The organism is Brevundimonas sp. A19_0, from assembly GCF_017744255.1.
Classification (GTDB): domain Bacteria; phylum Pseudomonadota; class Alphaproteobacteria; order Caulobacterales; family Caulobacteraceae; genus Brevundimonas.
This window is the reverse complement of sequence record NZ_JAGHQP010000012.1, coordinates 19,722-37,006: the sequence shown is the minus strand read 5'-3', so window position 1 is coordinate 37,006 and position 17,285 is coordinate 19,722. Positions and strand designations below refer to the sequence as shown.

Sequence of the window (17,285 nt, the reverse complement as noted above, 5' to 3'; positions counted from 1 at the left end):
CCCGCAAAGAGGCGGGGCCGTCAGGCCGGCGCCGGAAGAGGGGCCTCAGGATCCCCCCCGGATGAGGGCGACCAGGGCCGCGACATTCGGGGTATTGGTCTTGCGCAGGATGCTGGAGCGGAACACTTCGACCGTCCGGTAGCTGATGCCCAGCCTGAGGGCGATTTCCTTGCTGGTCAGCCCCTCGGCGATCAGGTCGGCCACTTGGCGCTCGCGGTTGGTCAGCCGGACGGCCTTCCAGCCAGTGTCCTCTTCCGCAAGGGTGGCCATGGCGTCCTCGACGGCCTGGAGCAGGGCGGCGGGCATGATCGGCTTTTGCAGCACGCTGACGGCGCCGGTCTTCATGGCGAGCACGGCAAGGGGGATGTCGGCAAAGGCGCTCATGATGACGGTGGGCCGGGATTCGAGCGCACGGTCCTGAAGGGCCTTGAGCAGGGCCATGCCGTCCATGCCGGGCATCTTCAGATCGGTCAGCACAATCCCGGGGGGCAGATTGCCGACGTTGTCGAGAAAATCCTCCGCGCTCTCGAACACGGCGATGCGGTAGGGAGTCTTGCCCAGCGCCAGCGACAGATATTCCAGCATGAAGGGGTCGTCGTCGACGATTGCGACCGACCGGACGGTCCCCGCCCTCGAAGGCTCCTCGTTTGGAGTCATACTGACCTACCCGTCTTTTTTCAGGTCGAATCGGGACTCTGTCCTGATACGCCTCCCTTGTTGTCACTAAGCGGTTCCACGCTTGAAATAATGGTTAACGGCAGCGTTTTGCACCGCTGCGACACGTGCAACCACGTACTTAAGACCTCATAAATCTAGGGTCCGCGATCCCGTCTCCCATGCAAGGGAGCGAAGAATGCGCTTGATCACATCAGTACAGGCTTTTCGGCGCCCGTCCCGGTCCGACACCCCCGTGCGGGGTGCCGCATCGGAGGCGAGGAACCCGCGCGCTGTTCCCTCCGCGCCTTCTCCTCTCATGAGCCTGTCCCGCAGGCCCCTCACGCAGGCCTGCCCGGCCCCCCGCCATTCTGGAATGAAAACAATGAAGCTCGCTCAACTCTCGTCTGTCCTTGCCCTCGTCGCCGGCTCGCTGCTGGCCGTGTCGCCGGCCGCTGCCACCGCATCTGCAGGTGAGCCGGATCCCATCACCGGCCAGATCGGTATTGCCAGCGAGTATACCGGCAAGGGCCTCGGCAAGAGCAATGAGGACCCGGCCGCCTTCGGTTCAGTGCGGTGGCAGCCCAACGCCTTCTACGTCAACGCTTTCATCTCCGAGGCGACCTCGTCCCGGGGCGCCGACTCGGAGTTCATTCTGTCGGCCGGTTATGAGCGCGAGCTCGGCGACTGGGACGTCGACTTCGTCGTCATGCACCGCCAGATGCTGAATGAAACCAATGGCGTCGACAGCAGCTATGTCGAGGTCCAGGGCGATATTTCGCGCGCCCTGACCAGCCGCGTCAGCGCCCGCTTCCGCGTCAACTATTCGGCCGACGGCTATGGCGCCACCGAGGAGGCGTGGTGGACCGAGGCGCAGGCCACTTTCAAACTCACGTCGAACGACAAGCTGAGCGTGGCCTACGGCCTGCGGCGCCTCGACGGCGGAAACGACTACGACGCCTGGAATGTCGGCGTGAAGCACAAGTTCACCCCCGCGATCTCGGGCGATCTGCGCTGGTACGACACCGACAGCCACGAACTGGGCAGCCGTTACGACGGCCGCCTGGTCGCCTCGATCTCCTACAGCTTCTGACCGCCTCCGCGAATTCAAGGGATATAAAAGATGCGCCTGTCCAACTGGAAAATCGGCCGCAAGCTCGCCGCCGCCTTCGCCGTGGTCGTCGCCCTGATGGCGGTGGTCGGGGCCGTTTCGGTTCTGGAATTCCGCCAGATCAACCTTCGCCAGGAACAGGCGAGGGTGGCGGGTAACGCCTACGACACCACCGCCATGGCGCGCTTTTACCTGACCCGTCAGGAGAACAGCTTCCGGGGCTACACCCTCACCGGCGAGCCGTACTACCGCGAGCGTCTGGATGCCCACCGCGGCAACTTTGAAAAGTCCCTTGCCGAGCTGAGAGAGGCCGCCGAGGACAATCCCGAGCAGATCGCGCAGATCGACAAGGCCGGCCAGGCCGCCGAAGCCTGGTACCAGGCGGTCACGAACAGCGCCTCGGCCACGGCCCTCCGCCCGGCCGTCGGCAGCCAGGGTACGGCTGACCAGATGATGTCCGGCGCCGAAGACGCCCTTGAGGCGACCCAGGGCCTGTTCGCCGCCCAACGCGACACCGCGCGCGCGCAGCTGTCCGGCTCGGTCAACAAGGGCAAGATCCAGATCGCCGGCGGCATTCTGGTGCTCGTTCTGATGTCGATTGGCATCGCCTGGCTTCTGACCCGTGCTGTCGCCAAGCCGCTGGTCGGCCTCACCGACGCCATGGGCGCCCTGGTCCAGAACCGGCTCGAGGGTGAAATCGCCGGTCGCGAGCGGGGTGATGAGATCGGTGCCATGGCCCGGGCCCTGGTGCAGTTCAAGCAGAACGCCGACCTTCTGGACGCCAGCCGCGCCGAGGCGTGGAACGACGCCTTCAAGTCGGCCGCCTTTGAGGGCTCGTCGACGGCGATGATGACCATCGACCGCGACTTCAAGATTCTTCACGTCAACAGCGCGACCAAGAAGATGCTGTCCGAGAATGCCCAGGCCTTCCGTACCCTTTGGAATGGCTTCGACCCGGACCGGATCCTGGGTCAATGCATCGACGTGTTTCACAAGAACCCGAACCACCAGCGCCAGATGCTGTCGGATCCGTCGCGTCTGCCCCACCGGGCCGAGATCAAGGTCGGGGATCTGACGTTCGACCTGAACGTCAGCGCCGTGCGCGACCGGGATGGCAACTATATCGGTAACGCCCTGCAGTGGGAGGACGTGACCGAGGCCCGGGCCCGCGAGACCCAGGTCGCCGACTATGTGGCCCAGCTGCAGGCCGCCGGACGCGCCCAGGCCATCATCGAGTTCGACCTGACCGGCAAGATCCTGACGGCCAACGAGAACTTCCTGAAGGTCCTCAACTACTCGCTCGAAGAGGTCCAGGGCCGTCACCACAGCATGTTCGTCGACAAGGACTTCGCCGCCTCGGCCGAATACCAGGCCTTCTGGCGTCGCCTGAACGCCGGCGAATTCATCGTCGACAAGTTCACCCGCTATGGCCGCGGCGGTGCCCGCGCGGTGATCGAGGCCAGCTACAACCCGATCCTCGATTCGAACGGCAAGCCCTACAAGGTCGTAAAGTTCGCCACGGACGTGACCCAGGTCGAGATCGAGCGCGAGCAACGCCAGGAAGCGGATCGCAAGGCTGCCGAAGTCCAGTCCCGCGTCGTCGCCGAAACCGGTCGTGGCCTGAGCGCCCTGGCCGCCGGCAAGCTGGCGCACCGCATCAATGCCGACTTCCCCGGTGACTACGCCGCGCTGAAGGCCGACTTCAACGATGCGATGAGCAAGCTGGAAGACGCCATGAGCGTCATCACCAACAACGCCCTGGCCATGCAGACCGGAGCCGGTGAGATCAGCCAGGCCGCCGACGATCTGTCGCGCCGGACCGAGCAACAGGCCGCCACCCTGGAAGAGACCGCTGCGGCCCTCGACCAGATCACGGCCACCGTGCGCCGGACCGCCGAAGGGGCCCAGCGCGCCAATGTGGTCGTCACCGACGCCCGCAACGACGCCGAGGTCAGCGGCAATGTGGTGGCCAAGGCCATCACGGCCATGGGCGAGATCGAGGCCTCGGCCGACCAGATCAGCCAGATCATCGGCGTGATCGACGAGATCGCCTTCCAGACCAACCTGCTGGCCCTGAACGCCGGGGTCGAGGCGGCCCGGGCGGGCGATGCCGGTCGCGGCTTTGCGGTCGTCGCCTCCGAAGTGCGGGCCCTGGCCCAGCGCTCGGCCGAGGCAGCCAAGGAGATCAAGACCCTGATTTCCGCCTCGACCGGTCAGGTCAAGGATGGCGTGAGCCTGGTGGGCCAGACCGGCCAGGCCCTGACCGCCATCGTCGGCCGCGTCAGCGAGATCAACGCCCTGATGGCCGAGATCAATGCCTCGGCCCAGGAACAGGCGACCGCGCTCAGCCAGGTCAATACGGCCGTCAACCAGATGGACCAGACGACCCAGCAGAACGCGGCCATGGTCGAGGAATCCACCGCGGCCAGCCACAATCTGACACAGGAGGCCGCCGAACTGGCCCGTCTGGTCGGTCGCTTCGAGGTCGGCAACCAGCGCCCGGTCGAGGCCAGCGCCGATCGCCACCGCGCCGCCCCCAGCCCTGCACGGGCGGCCCAGGCCCGCGTGTCGGAGTTCGCCAGCCGCCAATCGATGCCGCGTGCGGCCGGTAACACCGCCCTGGCGGTCGACAGCTGGGAAGAGTTCTGATGACGGAGGCCGGCCCCCACTTCGTCCTCCCGGCCCGGCTGGACAGCTCGACCGCCACGACGGTCGCGGAAGGGCTCAAGCCCCTCCGCGGCCGGGACCTGGACCTCTACGGCTTCGATGTGGAGCGGGTCGGCGGTCAGGGTCTGCAGGTGCTGCTCGCCGCGTTCAAGACCTGGGCCCAGGACGGCCACGCCCTCCGGATCACGGACCCTTCACCCGCCTTCTGTTCGGGCCTTGAGGCCCTCGGTTTTCCCTTCCGCGCCCCCCTGGCTGAGGAGCTTTCCCAGTGAGCATGACCGTTCTGACCGTCGATGACTCGCCGACCATGCGTCGCATGCTGCGCATGGCCCTCGAGAAGGCCTCCTTCAACGTCGTCCAGGCGGACGACGGGGTCCAGGGGCTGGAAGTCCTGGCCGACAGCGCGCCGGACGTGGTGATCACCGACATCAACATGCCGAACCTCGACGGTTTCGGCTTCATCGAGGCGGTGCGCGCCGACGGTCGCTACACCGGCATGCCCATCCTGGTGCTCTCGACCGAGAGCAGCATGGACAAGAAGAAGCGGGCCCGCGACGCCGGCGCCACCGGCTGGATCGTCAAACCCTTCGACCCCGAAAAGCTCGTCGACGCCGTTCGCCGCGTGTCTGCCTGAGGTCTCGCCATGGATCCGATGGAAGAAATCAAGGCCACCTTCTTTCAGGAATGCGACGAACTGCTCGCGGACCTGGAAAGCGGCCTGCTGGAGATGGAGGCCGGTGCCACCGACCCCGAAACCGTCAACGCCGTCTTCCGTGCGGTCCATTCGGTGAAGGGCGGGGCCGGCGCCTTCGGTCTCGACACCCTGGTGCGCTTTGCCCACGTCTTTGAAACCACCCTGGATGCGGTCCGCAACCAGACCCTCGAGGCCGACGCGGCCGTCGTCCGGGTCATGCTGCGCTCGGCCGACCGCCTGTCCGACCACATCACCGCGGCCAAGGCCGGGGAGGATCTGGGCGAGGAGGGCGATCAGGCCCTGATCCAGGAACTGCAGGCCTTCCTCGGAGACGTCGAGGACGAGGCCGCCGGCGACGACATGCCCGACTTCGGCTTCAAGCCGATGCTGATCTCGCTGGGCGATGATCCGGCGCCGCTCGAACTCGCGCCGGTCGCGGATGCTCCGTGGGAAATCATCCTGCGGCCCCAGTCGGCCCTGTACCGGAACGGCAATGATCCGGCGGTCCTGCTGCGGGAACTGGCCGCGCTGGGCGAGACCACGGTCACCCTGGACGACAGCGGTGTGCCGGACCTCAACGATCTGGACGCCCAGGGCGCCTATCTCTGCTGGACGGTCAGCATGCCGGGCACGGTCGGGGAAGACCGTATCCGGGAGGTCTTCGAATTTGCTGACTTTGACTGCGATCTGACCATCCGGCGGTCGGCTGGAGAGGGTGCGGACGAGATCGTGGAGGCGCCGCTGCCGGTTCTGGCGGTGGAAGAGACCCCCGCCATGCCGGAGCCCGTCGCCGAGGCCCCCGCCGCGGGCGAGGCCTTCTCGCTGGACGCCATCCTGGCCATGGCGCGGGATGCCGCTGCCGCAACGGAATCGACCGGGGATGTCCCGGCTCCGCAGGCTGACGTTTCTGATGTTTCCCAGGCTCCGGCTCCCCAAGGGTCGGCGGTCGAGGCCTCGCCTCCTGCCTCTGCGCCCCCCCGTGCGGCAAACGAGGCCTCGACCGGGTCTTCCGCGACGCCGACGCAGCAAACCATCCGCGTCGATCTGGACCGCGTGGATCGCCTGATCGATCTGGTCGGCGAGCTGGTCATCAACCAGGCCATGCTGGCGCAGAAGGTTCTGGAGGAAGGCGCCGCGCCCTCGGGCAGTGTCGCCCTGGGCCTGGACGATCTGGAGCAGCTGACGCGCGAAATCCAGGACAGCGTCATGGCCATCCGCGCCCAGCCGGTGAAGTCGGTCTTCCAGCGCATGCCGCGCCTGGTCCGCGAAGTGGCGGGCATGACGGGCAAGTCCGTCCGACTGGTGACCGAGGGCGAGAACACCGAGGTCGACAAGACCGTCATCGAACGCCTGTCCGATCCGCTGACCCACATGATCCGCAATGCGATCGATCATGGTCTGGAGACGCCGGAACAGCGGCGCGAGGCCGGCAAGCCCGAAGAGGGCACCATCCGCCTGGCCGCCCTGCACCGCTCAGGCCGGATCGTCATCGAGATCTCGGACGACGGCAAGGGCATCGACCGGACCCGGGTCAAGGCGATCGCCGTCGAGCGCGGCCTGATCGATGCGGACGCGACGCTGACGGATGACGAGATCGACAATCTGATCTTCGCGCCGGGCTTCTCGACCGCCTCGACCATCTCGGACATCTCGGGCCGCGGGGTCGGCATGGATGTCGTCAAGCGCTCGATCCAGGCGCTGGGCGGCCGCATCACCATCACCTCGACGCCCGGCAAGGGTTCGCTGTTCACCCTCAGCCTGCCGCTGACGCTGGCGGTGCTGGACGGCATGGTGGTGACGGTCGGCGACCAGACCCTGGTCGTGCCGATCACCGTCATCGTCGAAACGCTGCAGCCCAAGGCGTCGGACGTCCGCGGCCTCGGGCCCGAAGGCACCGTTCTGGCCGTGCGCGGCAGTCACGTGCCCATGGTCGACGTCGGCCAGGCGCTGAAATTCCCGACCCAGGGCAATGCGCGGGCCGGTGTGACCTTGCTGGTCGAGAGCGAACTGGGCGGTCTGATCGCCCTGCGTGTCGACGCGATCCAGGGCCAGCGCCAGGTGGTGATCAAGAGCCTGGAACAGAACTACCGCCAGGTCGAAGGCATCGCCGCCGCAACCATCCTCGGGGATGGCCGCGTGGCCCTGATCCTCGATGTCGACGGGCTCGTGGCCACCCGGCGCCCGGCCGTCGCCCCCCAACAACCCCTTGCCCAGGCGAGCTGACCCATGACCCAGGATAACGACAAGACGCACGAGCTCATCGCCTTCCGGATCGGCGCCCAGCAGTTCTGCGTGGACATCCGCGCGGTGCGCGAGATCCGCGGCTGGGCCATGGCCACCCCGCTGCCGCAGGCCCCGACCTGGGTGAAGGGGGTCATCAACCTGCGCGGGACGGTGCTGCCCATCATCGACCTGGGCGCCCGTCTGGGTTTCGGCGCCACCGAGCCGTCGCAACGTCACGTGATCATCGTGGCCCGCATCGGGGACAAGACCGTCGGCCTGCTGGTCGAGGCCGTGTCCGACATCCTGACGGTGGGCTCGGAGTCCATCCAGCCGGCCCCCGACGTGTCGTGCGAGGCGGTGCGCTGCTTCGTGAAGGGCGTCATCGCCCAGGAAGCCGACATGATCAGCCTGGTCTCCCTCGACGGCATCCTGCCCGAGGCTGAACTGCGCGAGGCCGCATGACCGCCGCCGTCCGTCAGCGCAACTCGGAGATCGCCTCTCCGGGCGAATATCTCTTCACCTGGAAGGATTTCTCGGAGATCGCGGGCCTGCTGTACGCCATGTCGGGCATCCACATGGTCGAGGCCAAGGCGTCGCTCATGTATTCGCGGCTGGCCAAGCGCGTGCGCACGCTGAAGCTGCCGGACTTTGCGGCCTATTGCGAGCTGGTGCGCGATGAATCCCAGGTCGAGGAGCGCAGCGCCATGCTGAGCGCCCTGACGACCAATGTGACCCGCTTCTACCGCGAGCCCCACCATTTCGATCATCTGCGCAGCAAGGTCATGCCCCGGCTGGCCGAGACGGCGCGCGCCGGGGGGCGGGTGCGTCTGTGGTCTGCCGGCTGCTCGGCCGGCCATGAGCCCTATTCCATGGCCATGACGGTGCTGGAGGCCCTGCCGGAGGCCGCCAGGCTGGACGTGCGCATCCTGGCCTCGGACATCGATCCGCAGATCGTCGCACGCGCCGCTGCCGGCATCTATTCGGACGACGACGTTGACCCCATCCCTTCGGCCGTGCGCAGCCGCCATGTGCGCCGGGTCGAGGGGGGCTGGAAGGTCTCGGACGAGGCCCAGGGCCTGATCACCTTCCGCACCCTGAACCTGCTGGGGGACTGGCCGATGCGCGGCCGGTTCGACGTGATCTTCTGTCGCAACGTCGCCATCTATTTCGACGACCAGACCCAGAACCGGCTGTTCGAACGGTTCAGTGAACAACTGCATGACGGCGCCCAGCTGTACATCGGTCACTCGGAGCGGGCCATGAACCCGAACCTCAAGCCCGAGGGCCTGACGGGCTATCGCCGGGAGTCGCGCCGTGGCTAATCCCATCTCCGTCCTGATCGTTGATGACTCGGCCACGATGCGGGCCCTGATCGCCCAGCAGCTGCGCGCCGATCCCGGCATCCGGGTCGTGGGCGAGGCGGCGGATCCCCTTGAGGCCCGCGAGGCCATCAAGGCGCTGAACCCCGATGTCATCACCCTGGATATCGAGATGCCGAACATGAACGGCCTCGACTTCCTTGAGCGGCTGATGCGCCTGCGCCCGACGCCGGTGGTCATGGTCTCGACCCTGACGCAGCGCGGTGCGGAAGCGACGCTGGAGGCCCTCGAACTGGGCGCGGTTGATTGCGTGGGCAAGCCGGTCGGCGCCTCGGCCGGCGAGTTCGGCAGCCTGTGCGAAAAGGTCCATGTGGCGGCCCGCGCCAGGGTCCGCGACCGGGCGCCGCGCGAAGCGGCCCCGACCTCGCACGCCCCCTACACGCCCGGCGACCGGATCATTGCCATCGGCGCCTCGACCGGCGGCGTCGAGGCCATTCTGACGGTGCTGAGCCAGTTCCCCGCCAACTGTCCGCCGACGGTCATCACCCAGCATATGCCCGCCACCTTCACGACCAGTTTTGCCGCCCGTATGGACCGGTCCTGCGCCCCGCACGTGACCGAGGCCCGCCCGGGTGCGCCGCTGGAAGTCGGCCATGTCTATCTGGCCCCCGGCGGCCCCGCGCACCTGCGCGTCACGGCCCGTGGCAACGGTCTGGTCTGTGCGCTGGACGAGTCGGATCACGTCTCCGGCCACCGGCCGTCGGTCGATGTGCTGTTCAGCTCGGTTGCGCGCGCCACCTCCCAGGCCGTGGGCGTGATCCTGACCGGCATGGGCCGGGATGGGGCCGAAGGTCTGCTGCGTATGCGCGAGGCGGGCGCGACGACGATCGGCCAGGATGAGGCCAGCTGCATCGTCTACGGCATGCCGCGCGCGGCCCAGGAAATCGGCGCGGTCCAGCGCCAGCTGCCCCTCAACCAGATCGGAGGCGCCCTGTTGCGTGCGGCATCCGCCTCCTCCGCCTCTTCCCGGAAAGGAGCTGCCTGATGCCGGCCGGCTCGGACATTCGCGCCCTGGTCGTCGATGACCAACAGACGATCCGCTCGCTGGTGCGCGCGGGCCTGAAGGACATCGGCATCCACAATATCGAGGATGCCATCGACGGCGAGGACGCCCTGCGCGTGCTGCTGAGCGCCCGCATCAACCTGATCATCTCGGACTTCAACATGCCGAAGCTGGACGGCCTCGGCCTGCTGCGCGCGGTGCGCATGACGCCCCAGCTCAAGTCGATCGGCTTCATCATGCTGACCGGCCGGGCCGATACCGAACTGGTGCAGCGTGCCCAGCAGTTCGGGGTCAACAACTACCTGGTCAAGCCGTTCACCGTCATGACCCTGCGGGCCAAGATCGAGGAAGTGTACGGGGCGATCACGTGATGGCGGCACCCCCACACCCGGCCCTCGACTCTGAAATCCGCGTCCACGTCGGACAGGGCGAGTTCGAGGTAACCGATCGGCATAATCTGGTGTTCTCGACCATCCTCGGCTCGTGCGTGTCGGCCTGTATCCGCGATCCGTCGCTGGGCATCGGCGGCATGAACCACTTCCTGCTGCCCGCCGCCCCCGGCAGTGGCGCCGACGACCGGCGCTATGGCGTCCAGGCCATGGAACTGCTGGTCAACGCCCTGCTGGCCATGGGCGCCAACCGGCATCGGCTGGAGGCGAAGGTGTTCGGCGGCGGCCGGATGAGCGCGGGTCTGGTCGATATCGGCAGCAAGAATGTCACCTTCGTGCGCCAGTTTCTGAAGGACGAAGGCATTCCGATCGTGAGCGAGAGCCTGGGCGGTCTGCAGGCGCGGCGGATTCACTTCTGGCCGGCGACCGGTCGGGCCAAGCAGCAGCTGGTGGCGGATCCGGGTCTGGCCGCCCGCGAACGCGCCCTGGCCGAGCGCGCGTCCCGCTTGGAGCGCGAGCCGGTCGGCGATCTGGAGCTGTTTTGATGGGGCGCGCACTCGAAATGACGGATACGGTTCTGCAGACGGTTCTGGCCAGGCTGGCGGCCGAGGTAGCGGACCTTGCGGCCCGGTCACGCACCCTCGAGGACCGCCTCGCGCTCGAGACCGAACCCCCGACCGACGTGGATATCCAGGACCTCGACTCCCTGACCCAGCATCTGGAGGGTACCGCCTCGGTGCTCGCGGCGCTGTCGCTCGCGACGTCCGGACGCCAGTCGATCGACGAGGCCTGGCTGGGCCGGATCACCGGCGCCTTGCAACTGCAGGGACTGGCCAGTCGTCTGGCCGGGGGCACGCCGCGGGGGGACACCGCTCGAAACACAGGTGAGTACGAGTTATGGTAGTCGCCGACAAACCCGCCGCCGGCGGCAGCGCCCGCATCAATCTGCGCAATGTGACGGTGCTGTGCGTGGACTCCAACTCGCTGGGCCTCGATGTGCTCGGCCAGATGCTGATGGGCTTTGGCGTGGAGCGGATCCGCCGCGCCCCCACGCTGGAGGACGCCAAATCCGTCCTGTCGCGCGAGCAGATCGACTTCACCCTTGTCGACAGCACGGTGAACGAGGAGTCGGGCTATGAACTGGTGCGCTGGTTGCGCCAGTCGACGCTGGACCCCAACCGGTTCGCCCCTGTCATCGTCACCAGCTCCCATACCCCGCAAAGCGAGATCGCCTCGGCCCGCGACTGCGGCGCCAACTTCGTTGTGGCCAAGCCGCTGTCGCCCAGCGTGCTGATGCAGCGGATGCTCTGGATATCCAAGGGTGGCCGCCAGTTCGTCGAGGCCGCCAAATATGTCGGGCCGGATCGCCGCTTCAAATACGACGGTGTTCCCGAGGGTACCAAGGGCCGGCGGGCGTCCGACCTGTCCACCGCGCTCGGCGCGGCCAAGGAACCCAACCTTGATCAGGAGCAGATCAACAGCGTGCTCAAACCCCAGAAGGTCGCCCTGTGACTGGTACAAAAATTCGAATGATCGAGACCGCTTTCGAGCGCGAGGCGCGTCGCCCGGGCGGCAAGCGGGTCTCGGAATGTCTGGTCGAGGCCCATGCCAATCTCGAGGTGCTGGCCCCCCGCACCCTGCCGCGCTTTCAGGAAGGTCTGGAGCGGATCCGCACCATCGTCGGCAACGGGCGCGAACGGCCGTCGGACGAGCACCTCAAGCACATCTTCCGCATCGCCGACGGTCTGATCGCCTATTGCCTGACGGTGAACCGGCCGGGGCTGGATCAGGTCCTGCTGCGGACCGCGCTGCTCAGCGACGCCGTTCACGGCAGCGATCTGTGGATTCCGGGCACCTTTGCCCCGCTGATCGAGACCTTCCAGCTGACCCTCGACGGGTCGCTGGAGCTGACCCAGGTCAGCGTCCTGATCGAGAACATCGACCTGTGCATCGCCCGCTACAAGAGGGCGGAGCGCGAGGCAGTGACGATCGACGCCTAGCGGTTCTGGCCGATGTAGGCGGTCACCGAGGGCCAGGAGCCCTGGCTGGAGCGCTTCTCGTTGCAGGCCACCTCATAGAGGAAGCCGTAGTTGGTGCCTTCGACGATCGGCTCCCAGTCGGCCTCTTCCTCGTAGCGGTCGACCATCGCCCCCGAGCCGTCATAGGTTTCGGTCGACAGGAAGCGGATTTCGCGCGCCCCGCAGCGCAGGGCATAGGCGTCGATCTCGTGGCTGAAGTCCGCGAGCGTCAGCGGCACGCGCGCCACCTTCACCCGTGTCGCGCCGTCAACCAGCGCCAGCGTCCCGGCATCGGCCATGTAGACAGTCGAACTGCTGCGCGAGAACGGATGCCAGTCCGAGGCGGGCGTTGGCGGGTCCTGAACCGGAGCGGACGTCAGCGTCAGGGCCAGGGCGGTCAGAATCGGGATCAGCATCGGTTCCTCCCCCAGAAGATCCGATGATAGATGAAACCGATCACGCAACTTTGGCAATAGCGGCGGTGTTTGCCCCATCCGGGCCGTTTTCCTGCCCGGGTCGCCGTCGCAGGATAGGCTCATGATTTCGCTGCTCGCCTTCTCCGGCCTGATCCTGTCGCTGGCCGCGCCGGCGGGACCGATGGTGCCCGACTCTCCTGCGCAGCCCCCGATGGCGGTGGCGAAAGCTCCGGTGGCGCCGGAAGTCGTGACCGAATCGGGTCCGCAGGCCCGCTTCACCTCCCGCCGGATCACGGTCGAGGTGCGGGGCCCGCAGAATGTCGATCCCGGCCGGGCGGTCCGCGACGTCATCCTGATCCCCGGCCTCGCCTCGACAAGTCTGGTCTGGGAACCGGTCGCAGAGCGGTTGAGCGAAACCTACCGGGTGCATCTGGTGTCGGTGCGCGGCTTCGGTGAGCTGGCCGCTGCGGACAACAGCCAGGGTCTGGTCGCCGGCCCCGTGGCCGAGGAGGTCGCCCGCTACATCCGCAGCCAGCGCCTGCGCGCCCCGGCGGTGATCGGCCATTCGATGGGCGGCCAGATCGCGGTCAGACTGGCCAGCGACGGGCGGTCCGGTGTGGGGCGGGTCATGATCGTGGACGCGGCGCCCTTCTTCCCGTCCCTGCTCGACGACCGGGCGACCGGAGAAGACCTGCAGCCGATCGCCGCAATCGCCTATCAGGCCGTCCTGTTCCTGGGCGACGACGCCCTGTCGCGGCAGGTCTGGGCCGAGGGGATGGGCTCGACCTCCGAGGCGCTGGAATCCTGGGTCGGCTGGCAGGGCGGCGACGCCCGGGTGCTGGCCCAGAGCCTCTATGAGGTCATGACCGTCGACCTCAGGCCGCGCCTGCCCCGGATCGATGTGCCGGTGACCGTGGTCTATGGCTGGAGCCAGCGCGAGGATTCTCCCCGTTACCGGCTGCAATCGTCCTGGCGTCAGGCCTGGACCGGACTGCCGCGACCGCCGCGACTGGTGCCCATCGCGGGCGCCGAGCACATGGTGATGATCGACCAGCCCGCGCGCTTCATGGCGGCCGTCGACGAATTCCTCGGCGCGCCCTGAGGGGTCAGGCGGCCTCGGCCTGCTCGGCGCGGGCCAGCACCTCCAGAACCGCGCGTCCATAGGTGGTCAGCTTGGACTTGCCGATGCCGGAGACGCCCGACAGGGCCTCCAGACTGGCGGGGCGGGCCTCGGCCAGCGCCAGCAGGGTGCGATCCTGGAAGATCACATAGGGGGGGACGCCCTGGGCATGGGCCGCCTCGCGCCGCCAGGAGCGCAGGGCCTCGAAGCGGGCGCGGGCGCCGGGTGACAGCTGCGCCATCAGGTCGGTGGCCGGCGCGCGACGACCGGCCGGTCGGGCGACCTGTGGCGTCTCCCGCTTCAGTTCAACCGCATGCTCGCCGCGATAGACCGCGCGTACGGCGGCAGGATCGCCCAGCCCGATCAGGGGGCGACCGTCGTTCGGGTCCTCGATCAGCAGGCCCTCGAACACCAGATGATCGAGGATGCGGCGCCATTCAGCTGCGGGCAGGTCGCGACCGATGCCCCAGGTCGACAGGCCCTCGCCCAGACCTTCGCCATCCTTGCGACGCCCGGTCAGGTGGTCGATCACCCGCCCCCGGCCGTAACGGCCCTCCAGCCGGTGAACGGCGGCCAGGGCCTTTTGCGCCTCGGTGGTCATGGCGACGAGTTCGGGCGGATGGCGGCACAGGTCGCAGACACCGCAGGGCTCGGCGCCCTCCTCGCCGAAATAGTGGCGCACGGCCTGGGGCCGGCAGACGGCGCCGTCCAGCATGGCGTACAGCTGCCAGACCTTGCGGCGCTGGGCGGCCATGACCTCGGGGTCCAGCGCACCTCCGTCCAGACGCTTGAGCGACCAGGCGACGTCGGCCGAGCCGAACAGGGTGATGCCCTCGGCCGGATCGCCGTCACGCCCCGCGCGGCCGACCTCCTGCCAATAGGCCTCCAGCGAGCCCGGCGGATCGGCGTGGATGACGAAGCGCACGTCGGGTTTGTCGACCCCCATGCCGAAGGCGACAGTCGCGACGATCACCCCCTGATCGGCCTCGAGGAACCGGGTCAGCCGGTCCTGGCGCTCCCGGGCGTCCAGCCCCGCGTGATAGGCGACCGCATCATGGCCGGCTGCGGACAGGGCCTCGGCCAACCGCTCGCAGCCCTTCCTCGATCCGCAATAGACGACGCCCGATACGCCGCGTCGCGCCTCGACCAGTTCGGCCACCTGGGTCTCGGTCTTCGCCTGACCGCCCGCCTTGGGCAGGGCCGAAAGGCGCAGATTGGGCCGGGCGAAGCTGTCGACGAACACCTCGGCCGCGCCGATGTTCAGCGATTGCAGGATGTCCGCCCGGGTGCGGGCATCGGCGGTGGCGGTCAGGGCCACGGTCGGCACTGCGGGAAAGCGGGCCTTCAGCCGCCCCAGACTGCGATAGTCGGGCCGGAAGTCATGCCCCCATTGCGAGACGCAGTGCGCCTCGTCGACGGCGATGAAGGACAGGTCCAGCTCGGCCAGCCGGTCGAGCAGCCAGGACGAGGCCAGACCCTCGGGCGAGACATACAGCAGCTTGATGTCGCCCGCCCGGATGCGCGTCCAGAGGGCGGCGCGGGCCTCGGAATCGAGCGAGGAATCCAGCCGCGCGGCGGGCACGCCCAGCTGGTCCAGCGCGGCGACCTGATCGCTCATCAGGGCAATGAGCGGCGAGACCACCAGCGTCAGGCCGGGACGCAGCAGGGCCGGGATCTGGTAGCACAGGCTCTTGCCGCCGCCGGTCGGCAGGACGGCCAGGACATCGCGGCCCTCCAGCACGGCCGTGATCACCGGCGCCTGAAGACCGCGAAAGTCGTCATGGCCCCAGATACGCTGCAGGAGGGCGCGGGCGTCCGGAAGGCTCCGGCTGGCGGACGAATCACAGGCCATGCCCGGTTCTGCCGGATGGGGCCGGATGTGTCACCCGTGCCCGGGGCGACAATTGCCGCTATAGGCCGCCTTATGAACAGCCTGATCTTCGGTCGCCCGCCCCTTGTCTTCGATCCACCGACCGATGCGGTGCAGGTCTCGCCCCGCGTGCCCGGCGCGGCCGTGCTGGAAGACCTCGCCCCCGAAAGTGTGGAGCAGGCCGTGGTTCTGGCGCCGGCGGGCGCGCTTGAGCGCCAGTACACGCTGGCGTTGGTGCTGCGGGCCCAGAAGCCGGGCGGTCGCCTCGATGTCATGGCGCCCAAGACCAAAGGCGGGGCGCGGCTGGCCAAGGAGCTCAAGGGCTTCGGGGTCGATTGCGAGGTCGTCTCCAAGGCCCACCACAAACGCTGTCTGGCAACGCGGCCGGAGACGCTGAGCGGTATCGAGACGGCGATTGCAGCCGGTGCGCTGCGGCAGGACCCGGACTCCGGCATCTGGACCCAGCCGGGCCTGTTCGCCTGGGACCGGGTCGACCCGGGTACGGCCCTGCTGATCCGTCATCTGAGCGCGCTGAAGGGCCGGGGCGCCGACTTCGGCTGTGGTTATGGCGCGCTGGGCCGGGTGGTGTTGGCGCAGGAGGCGGTCACCGAACTGACCCTGATCGATCTGGACCGGCGGGCGGTCGAGGCGGCGCGGCGCAATCTGGATGATCCGCGCGCACGGTTCGTATGGGCCGATGTGCGCACCCTGACCGATCTGGCGGATCTGGATTTTGTCGTCGCCAATCCGCCCTTCCATGATGGCGGGGCCGAGGACCGGGCGCTGGGTCAGGCCTTCATCGACCGCGCGGCGAAATCGCTGCGCACGGGCGGCACGCTGTGGATGGTAGCCAACCGACACCTGCCCTACGAGACCACCTTGAATGCGGCCTTCAAGACCGTGCGACCGGTCGTGGAAGCCGAGGGCTACAAGATCATCGAGGCGAAGAAGTGAGCAAGGTCCCCAGCCTGCGCATCGACCGGTTGCTGTCCTCGCTGGGCTATGGCTCGCGCACCGAGATGGCGCGGATGGCCCGGGCCGGCGGGATTGTGCTGGACGGCACGGACCTGACCGATGTGTCGAAGCGGATCGCGCTCTCGCCCGATCTGCCCGCGCGGATGGAGATCGACGGCGCGCCGCTCGACCCGCTGCCGGGGCTGGTCATGATGATGCACAAGCCGCTGGGCATGACCTGTTCGCACAAGGAGGACGGGGCGCTGGTGTTCGACCTGTTGCCCGAACGCTGGCGCAGGCGCGACCCGGCCATTTCGACCGTCGGGCGGCTGGACAAACAAACCACCGGCCTGCTGCTGCTGACCGACGACGGCGCCCTGCTGCACCGGATCATCAGCCCCAAACGCCATGTGGCCAAGGTCTACCGCGCCACCCTGGCCCGTCCGCTGGAGGGCGGGGAGGGGGCGCTGTTCGCCTCGGGCGAGCTTGTGCTGGAGGGCGAGGACAAGCCGCTGGCCCCCGCCATCCTTGAGGTCGTCACCCCGACCGAGGCGACGCTGACGGTGACCGAGGGCCGCTATCATCAGGTGCGACGCATGTTCGCTGCCGTCGGCAATCACGTCGAAACCCTCCACCGCGAGCGGGTCGGGGCCCTGGCCCTGCCCGACGACCTGCCGCCCGGCGAGTGGCGCCTTCTGACGCCCGAAGAGGTCGATCTGATCTTTCAGTGACGCCGCCGGAACCCCCGGACCTCTGGGGCTCTATCGCTCCGCCACAGGGGACGGTC

Annotated in this window: 19 protein-coding genes; 16 read left to right on the top strand and 3 right to left on the bottom strand. The window is 68.0% G+C overall.

Going from position 1 to position 17,285, the window contains the following annotated elements; genetic code table 11:
* Window positions 1-45: 45 nt before the first annotated feature.
* Window positions 46-657, bottom strand: a complete 612-nt coding sequence (locus tag J7346_RS11190; protein ID WP_280636508.1) for a response regulator — start codon at window positions 655-657, stop codon at window positions 46-48.
* Between the two features lie 382 nt (window positions 658-1,039).
* Between J7346_RS11190 and J7346_RS11185 the strand changes: the two genes are divergently transcribed.
* Genes J7346_RS11185 through J7346_RS11125 form a run of 13 tightly spaced genes read left to right on the top strand, consistent with a single transcriptional unit; the run spans window position 1,040 to window position 12,120 of the window.
* Window positions 1,040-1,747, top strand: coding sequence for a TorF family putative porin (locus J7346_RS11185; protein ID WP_209120018.1), 708 nt, complete (start codon window positions 1,040-1,042; stop codon window positions 1,745-1,747).
* Between the two features lie 30 nt (window positions 1,748-1,777).
* The gene (locus J7346_RS11180) at window positions 1,778-4,414 is read left to right on the top strand and encodes a methyl-accepting chemotaxis protein (RefSeq protein ID WP_209120017.1); all 2,637 of its coding nucleotides are present in this window, start codon (window positions 1,778-1,780) and stop codon (window positions 4,412-4,414) included.
* Window positions 4,414-4,704 carry an STAS domain-containing protein gene (locus tag J7346_RS11175; RefSeq protein WP_209120016.1) on the top strand — a complete coding sequence of 97 codons (291 nt, stop codon included), beginning with the start codon at window positions 4,414-4,416 and terminating at the stop codon, window positions 4,702-4,704. Before J7346_RS11180 ends, J7346_RS11175 begins: the two co-directional genes overlap by 1 nt.
* Window positions 4,701-5,066: a response regulator gene (locus J7346_RS11170; RefSeq protein ID WP_209120015.1), complete on the top strand. Its 366-nt coding sequence runs from the start codon at window positions 4,701-4,703 to the stop codon at window positions 5,064-5,066. The genes J7346_RS11175 and J7346_RS11170 overlap by 4 nt, the downstream gene beginning before the upstream one ends.
* Window positions 5,067-5,075: 9 nt before the next feature.
* Window positions 5,076-7,349 carry a chemotaxis protein CheA gene (locus tag J7346_RS11165; protein WP_209120014.1) on the top strand — a complete coding sequence of 758 codons (2,274 nt, stop codon included), beginning with the start codon at window positions 5,076-5,078 and terminating at the stop codon, window positions 7,347-7,349.
* Window positions 7,350-7,352: 3 nt separating this feature from the next.
* On the top strand, window positions 7,353-7,811 hold the full coding sequence (locus J7346_RS11160; RefSeq protein WP_209120013.1) for a chemotaxis protein CheW: 459 nt from the start codon (window positions 7,353-7,355) through the stop codon (window positions 7,809-7,811).
* A complete protein-coding gene (locus J7346_RS11155) occupies window positions 7,808-8,671 on the top strand; it encodes a protein-glutamate O-methyltransferase (protein ID WP_209120012.1) in 864 nt (287 codons plus the stop codon). The genes J7346_RS11160 and J7346_RS11155 overlap by 4 nt, the downstream gene beginning before the upstream one ends.
* Window positions 8,664-9,713 carry a chemotaxis response regulator protein-glutamate methylesterase gene (locus J7346_RS11150; protein WP_209120011.1) on the top strand — a complete coding sequence of 350 codons (1,050 nt, stop codon included), beginning with the start codon at window positions 8,664-8,666 and terminating at the stop codon, window positions 9,711-9,713. The genes J7346_RS11155 and J7346_RS11150 overlap by 8 nt, the downstream gene beginning before the upstream one ends.
* Window positions 9,713-10,102, top strand: a complete 390-nt coding sequence (locus tag J7346_RS11145) for a response regulator (RefSeq protein WP_209120010.1) — start codon at window positions 9,713-9,715, stop codon at window positions 10,100-10,102. The genes J7346_RS11150 and J7346_RS11145 overlap by 1 nt, the downstream gene beginning before the upstream one ends.
* On the top strand, window positions 10,102-10,665 hold the full coding sequence (locus J7346_RS11140) for a chemotaxis protein CheD (RefSeq protein WP_209120009.1): 564 nt from the start codon (window positions 10,102-10,104) through the stop codon (window positions 10,663-10,665). Before J7346_RS11145 ends, J7346_RS11140 begins: the two co-directional genes overlap by 1 nt.
* Complete coding sequence (locus tag J7346_RS11135) at window positions 10,665-11,024, top strand: hypothetical protein (protein WP_209120008.1); 360 nt, start codon at window positions 10,665-10,667, stop codon at window positions 11,022-11,024. Before J7346_RS11140 ends, J7346_RS11135 begins: the two co-directional genes overlap by 1 nt.
* Complete coding sequence (locus J7346_RS11130; RefSeq protein WP_209120007.1) at window positions 11,018-11,632, top strand: response regulator; 615 nt, start codon at window positions 11,018-11,020, stop codon at window positions 11,630-11,632. Before J7346_RS11135 ends, J7346_RS11130 begins: the two co-directional genes overlap by 7 nt.
* A 17-nt stretch (window positions 11,633-11,649) precedes the next feature.
* Entirely contained in the window at window positions 11,650-12,120 is a 471-nt protein-coding gene (locus tag J7346_RS11125; protein WP_209120006.1) for a hypothetical protein, read from the top strand.
* On the opposite strand, the gene J7346_RS11120 is transcribed toward J7346_RS11125, so the two are convergent.
* Entirely contained in the window at window positions 12,117-12,554 is a 438-nt protein-coding gene (locus J7346_RS11120) for a surface-adhesin E family protein (protein WP_209120005.1), read from the bottom strand. The genes J7346_RS11125 and J7346_RS11120 overlap by 4 nt on opposite strands.
* A 121-nt stretch (window positions 12,555-12,675) precedes the next feature.
* Between J7346_RS11120 and J7346_RS11115 the strand changes: the two genes are divergently transcribed.
* Entirely contained in the window at window positions 12,676-13,656 is a 981-nt protein-coding gene (locus J7346_RS11115; protein ID WP_245157813.1) for an alpha/beta hydrolase, read from the top strand.
* Window positions 13,657-13,660: 4 nt separating this feature from the next.
* On the opposite strand, the gene recQ is transcribed toward J7346_RS11115, so the two are convergent.
* The gene (recQ, locus tag J7346_RS11110; RefSeq protein WP_209120004.1) at window positions 13,661-15,526 is read right to left on the bottom strand and encodes a DNA helicase RecQ; all 1,866 of its coding nucleotides are present in this window, start codon (window positions 15,524-15,526) and stop codon (window positions 13,661-13,663) included.
* A 72-nt stretch (window positions 15,527-15,598) separates the two neighbouring features.
* On the opposite strand from recQ, the gene J7346_RS11105 reads away from it, so the two are divergent.
* Window positions 15,599-16,498, top strand: coding sequence for a class I SAM-dependent methyltransferase (locus J7346_RS11105; RefSeq protein WP_209120003.1), 900 nt, complete (start codon window positions 15,599-15,601; stop codon window positions 16,496-16,498).
* Window positions 16,495-17,229: a 16S rRNA pseudouridine(516) synthase gene (locus J7346_RS11100; RefSeq protein WP_209120002.1), complete on the top strand. Its 735-nt coding sequence runs from the start codon at window positions 16,495-16,497 to the stop codon at window positions 17,227-17,229. Before J7346_RS11105 ends, J7346_RS11100 begins: the two co-directional genes overlap by 4 nt.
* Window positions 17,230-17,285: the final 56 nt, after the last annotated feature.

Bases quoted from the DNA above. Each gene is read 5' to 3' on its own strand.
- J7346_RS11190 (WP_280636508.1), bottom strand. From the start codon at position 657: ATGACTCCAAACGAGGAGCCTTCGAGGGCGGGGACCGTCCGGTCGGTC.
- J7346_RS11185 (WP_209120018.1), top strand. From the start codon at position 1,040: ATGAAGCTCGCTCAACTCTCGTCTGTCCTTGCCCTCGTCGCCGGCTCG.
- J7346_RS11180 (WP_209120017.1), top strand. From the start codon at position 1,778: ATGCGCCTGTCCAACTGGAAAATCGGCCGCAAGCTCGCCGCCGCCTTC.
- J7346_RS11175 (WP_209120016.1), top strand. From the start codon at position 4,414: ATGACGGAGGCCGGCCCCCACTTCGTCCTCCCGGCCCGGCTGGACAGC.
- J7346_RS11165 (WP_209120014.1), top strand. From the start codon at position 5,076: ATGGATCCGATGGAAGAAATCAAGGCCACCTTCTTTCAGGAATGCGAC.
- J7346_RS11160 (WP_209120013.1), top strand. From the start codon at position 7,353: ATGACCCAGGATAACGACAAGACGCACGAGCTCATCGCCTTCCGGATC.
- J7346_RS11155 (WP_209120012.1), top strand. From the start codon at position 7,808: ATGACCGCCGCCGTCCGTCAGCGCAACTCGGAGATCGCCTCTCCGGGC.
- J7346_RS11145 (WP_209120010.1), top strand. From the start codon at position 9,713: ATGCCGGCCGGCTCGGACATTCGCGCCCTGGTCGTCGATGACCAACAG.
- J7346_RS11140 (WP_209120009.1), top strand. From the start codon at position 10,102: ATGGCGGCACCCCCACACCCGGCCCTCGACTCTGAAATCCGCGTCCAC.
- J7346_RS11135 (WP_209120008.1), top strand. From the start codon at position 10,665: ATGGGGCGCGCACTCGAAATGACGGATACGGTTCTGCAGACGGTTCTG.
- J7346_RS11130 (WP_209120007.1), top strand. From the start codon at position 11,018: ATGGTAGTCGCCGACAAACCCGCCGCCGGCGGCAGCGCCCGCATCAAT.
- J7346_RS11125 (WP_209120006.1), top strand. From the start codon at position 11,650: ATGATCGAGACCGCTTTCGAGCGCGAGGCGCGTCGCCCGGGCGGCAAG.
- J7346_RS11120 (WP_209120005.1), bottom strand. From the start codon at position 12,554: ATGCTGATCCCGATTCTGACCGCCCTGGCCCTGACGCTGACGTCCGCT.
- J7346_RS11115 (WP_245157813.1), top strand. From the start codon at position 12,676: ATGATTTCGCTGCTCGCCTTCTCCGGCCTGATCCTGTCGCTGGCCGCG.
- recQ (WP_209120004.1), bottom strand. From the start codon at position 15,526: ATGGCCTGTGATTCGTCCGCCAGCCGGAGCCTTCCGGACGCCCGCGCC.
- J7346_RS11105 (WP_209120003.1), top strand. From the start codon at position 15,599: ATGAACAGCCTGATCTTCGGTCGCCCGCCCCTTGTCTTCGATCCACCG.